Source organism: Flavobacterium aquidurense (assembly GCF_002217195.1).
GTDB lineage: Bacteria > Bacteroidota > Bacteroidia > Flavobacteriales > Flavobacteriaceae > Flavobacterium > Flavobacterium frigidimaris.
Map to the genome: position 1 here is coordinate 1 of NZ_MUGR01000077.1, position 3,347 is coordinate 3,347.

The 3,347-nt window shown below is 34.1% G+C and carries 3 protein-coding genes; all 3 read right to left on the bottom strand.

Annotated elements, in window-relative coordinates; translation table 11 throughout:
• Positions 1-21: 21 nt before the first annotated feature.
• On the bottom strand, positions 22-441 hold the full coding sequence (locus B0A67_RS24410) for a nucleoside-diphosphate kinase (RefSeq protein ID WP_055095565.1): 420 nt from the start codon (positions 439-441) through the stop codon (positions 22-24).
• Positions 442-705: 264 nt separating this feature from the next.
• Positions 706-1,977 (bottom strand): acyltransferase family protein, encoded by a 1,272-nt coding sequence (locus B0A67_RS24415; RefSeq protein WP_072961611.1) that lies wholly within the window; start codon positions 1,975-1,977, stop codon positions 706-708.
• 123 nt (positions 1,978-2,100) lie between these two features.
• The coding region (gene bshC / locus B0A67_RS24420; protein WP_089069588.1) for a bacillithiol biosynthesis cysteine-adding enzyme BshC at positions 2,101-3,347 on the bottom strand (1,247 nt) is incomplete at its 5' end.

The following is a 3,347-nucleotide window of genomic DNA, read 5'->3' on the forward strand; positions in this document are numbered from 1 at the left end:
CACTGAGACTGAAAACTAATATTAGAACTGCTCTCTTCCGGCAAAGTGAAATGCACCTTCGATAGCAGCGTTTTCGTCGCTATCAGAACCGTGAACTGCATTTTCTCCAATAGAAGTTGCATATGCTTTACGAATAGTTCCTTCAGCAGCTTCAGCAGGATTTGTAGCTCCGATTAAAGTTCTGAAATCTTCTACTGCGTTGTCTTTTTCTAAAATTGCAGCAACAATTGGTCCGCGAGACATGAATTCAACTAATTCTCCGTAGAAAGGTCTTTCTGCGTGAACTGCGTAAAATGCTTTAGCATCAGCTACAGTTAATTGAGTTAATTTTAATGAAACGATTTTAAATCCTCCATTAGTAATCATTGCTAAGATATTTCCGATGTGTCCGTTTTGAACTGCATCCGGCTTAATCATTGTAAACGTTCTATTTGTTGCCATTTTATTGCTTATTTTTAATTTTGTGCAAAAGTATACTTTTTTTATGAATTGATTTTAATTAATTCGTAATTAAAACACGTTAGAATGATGTTTTGACTAATAGAAGCTCTTTTTTTTTAACCATATAAGTTATGTAAGTTCATTTAAATAGGTTGGATGTCATACTATGAATTTAATGCAAACTTGATAATTATAAAAGTAGGGACGTACTACTGTGCAGACTCTACTTATAATATCTTATATTACTTGTATGATGAGATAATTTTATACTTTGAAAATCAATTTGTTTTTATAAAAGATCCATAAAATAAACGTCCAGATTCCCACATAAACCAATGCGCCGGCTAATGAAGCGCTCATTGGATTACTGAAAAATGGCGCAATTCCGAAAGTATATAAATAGTTTAGAAGATTGATTTTTTCTGAGGGATTATGCGGATTTTGAAATTCAATCATCACCAGAGCCTGTGGAATAATCTGCGAGGTAAAGAAAACAATCATTGGATTTACTCCCCAGATTAAAAATGGTTTGAAGCCTTTTTTATAATTAGCAATATCGATTGTGTAATATAATACGGTTAGGAATACGGTTGCCAATCCTGTAGTATACAGAACGTAGCTGCTCGTCCAAAGTGATTTGTTGATGGGAAAAATAAGGTCCCAAAGCAAGCCAAAAAAGATAAGCGTCGTACCGATGATACCCATTTTTTGTGCTTTTTGGATTTTGATTGCGTCAGTTTGTAAAATTTGTCCAATCAATAAACCAATAATTCCGTTTACGATCGACGGAATTGTGCTTAAAATACCTTCGGGATCCCAGGTTATGGTGCCGCGATACATATGTCCTTTTAGTAAAACGCTGTCAAGCCACGAAGCTAAGTTCGTTCCTTTGTCAAGATTTGCTTCGCCAATTCCGGGAACAGGAATTAAGGTCATCATGGCCCAGTATCCTAATAATAAAACAATTGCGGTTATGATTTGAGTTCTTTGGGATGTTTTTAAATACAAAAGAGAAATTACAAAATAAACAATTGCAATTCGCTGTAAAACTCCAGGCAAACGTACATCATGGTAGGCTTCGATACCGCTATAAGCCAAAAATAGATAAATAGCGAGAATTGAAAAAGCCAGAATATTTTTGACTTTCGAACTAAAACTTCCCATTAAGGCATAACCAACAGCAATGGTAATGGCTAATCTGCCAATTAAAAGTGGAATTCCTTCAAGTCCGAACAATTGTATTTTTCCGAAAAAGTTAAAGAAAATTCCCAAACAAAGCATTCGCAAAGAGCGAACTAAAATTTTGTTGAAAGTACTTCCGTCGTAGAATTTATCAGGCATTGCGAGCGGAACTGCAACTCCCATAATAAAGATAAAAAACGGAAAAACTAAATCGGTTGGCGTGCAGCCATGCCATTCTGAATGTAATAAAGGCCCGTAAACATGTCCCCAATCTCCGGGATTATTTACAATTGTCATTAATAAAATGGTTAATCCTCTAAAGACATCTAAAGATATCAAGCGCTCTCTGGTCATAATTTTGGTAAATAGGTTAATTTTTGTTTTTAAAAAGTTGCTATTTGGTTTAGAGAGGCAATAATTTCAGAAGGAGGTGGTTATTTGTTTCTGAGGATTATTACTTTATTGTTTAGCGAAAACTTATATCATAATTATATTAAAATTCGTTTCTAATGGTTTGAGTTTCTGAATTAAAAGCGGAATCAATTGTTCGCCTTTTTCCAGATAAAATTCAGAGAAATTAGTCTGGCGCTCCTGTAAACTTTGATTGGGGAACAATTCGAACTGTAAATCTGTTACACGTTGCAATTCGTTATCTAATTTTCGTTTTTGTGCTTTTAATAATCTTTTCTCAAGGTTGTCTAAACCTTTCTTTTGTTTGACTTCCTGTGCTTTGACAGCTCCGGTAAATGACTTATCCGTTTGTTGTGCCAATTCGTAAAGATATTCAAATTGTTTTTCTAATGCTTCTTTTTGAGGTGTTAAATCAATTGGGAAAGCAGATAATTTGTGTGTAATCGCATTGATTAAATTGGAAGGTTTTGTAAAAAGATCCGCCCAGCTTAAACCTAAGTTATCGGCTTTTTTAACCTGTTTTTCGGTTGCTAAAAGTACTGAGTTGCGAACCAAAAGCATCGGAAAAGTAATGTTTACCGCTTCAAAAAACGACTTTAATTCTAACCAATAGGCAATTTCTCCGCCTCCGCCAATATAACATAAATTAGGTAAAATAATTTCCTGATATAAAGGACGCATAATCACATTTGGACTGAATTTCTCCGGATTATTTTCTAATAATTGGAAGATTTCGTCTTTTGAAAATGAGATTTTCGTATTGTTGACAAAGTATTTATTGTTTTCAAAAATAATTCTTTCGCGTAAATCGTCTTCGATATAAAATAAATTGATTTCACGAGGATTTACCTGAACAGTATATGTTGCAAGTTGTGCTATCGTTTCCTGAACTGCTTTGAAAGATGTTTGTTCAGTCAATTCTTCTTTTATATACGGAATAAAAGCACGTTTTAAGTTTGCATCGTCAGCATCTAGAATTACCAAACCATAAACAGCAAATAAATTATTAGCTAAAAAACGAGTAGCATCGGCTAAGTTTTCGTGTTTTAGATACGCTTCTTCAAACAGTTTTTTTATAACGCCGGCATTGGTACTGGATCCTAATTCTGCAGCATAAATCTCAAAGAATTCTGCTAGACCTTCAGTCGAAAGTCTTCCAACAGGACCTGTGCTTTCTTTATTCCAACGGAACTTTTTTCCTTTAAAATTAAAATAATTAATCTCTTCAAAATCATGATCTTCTGTTGCCATCCAATAAATGGGAACAAAATTACTCGCTGGATATTTTAGTTTTAATTCCTTCGTCAGATTAA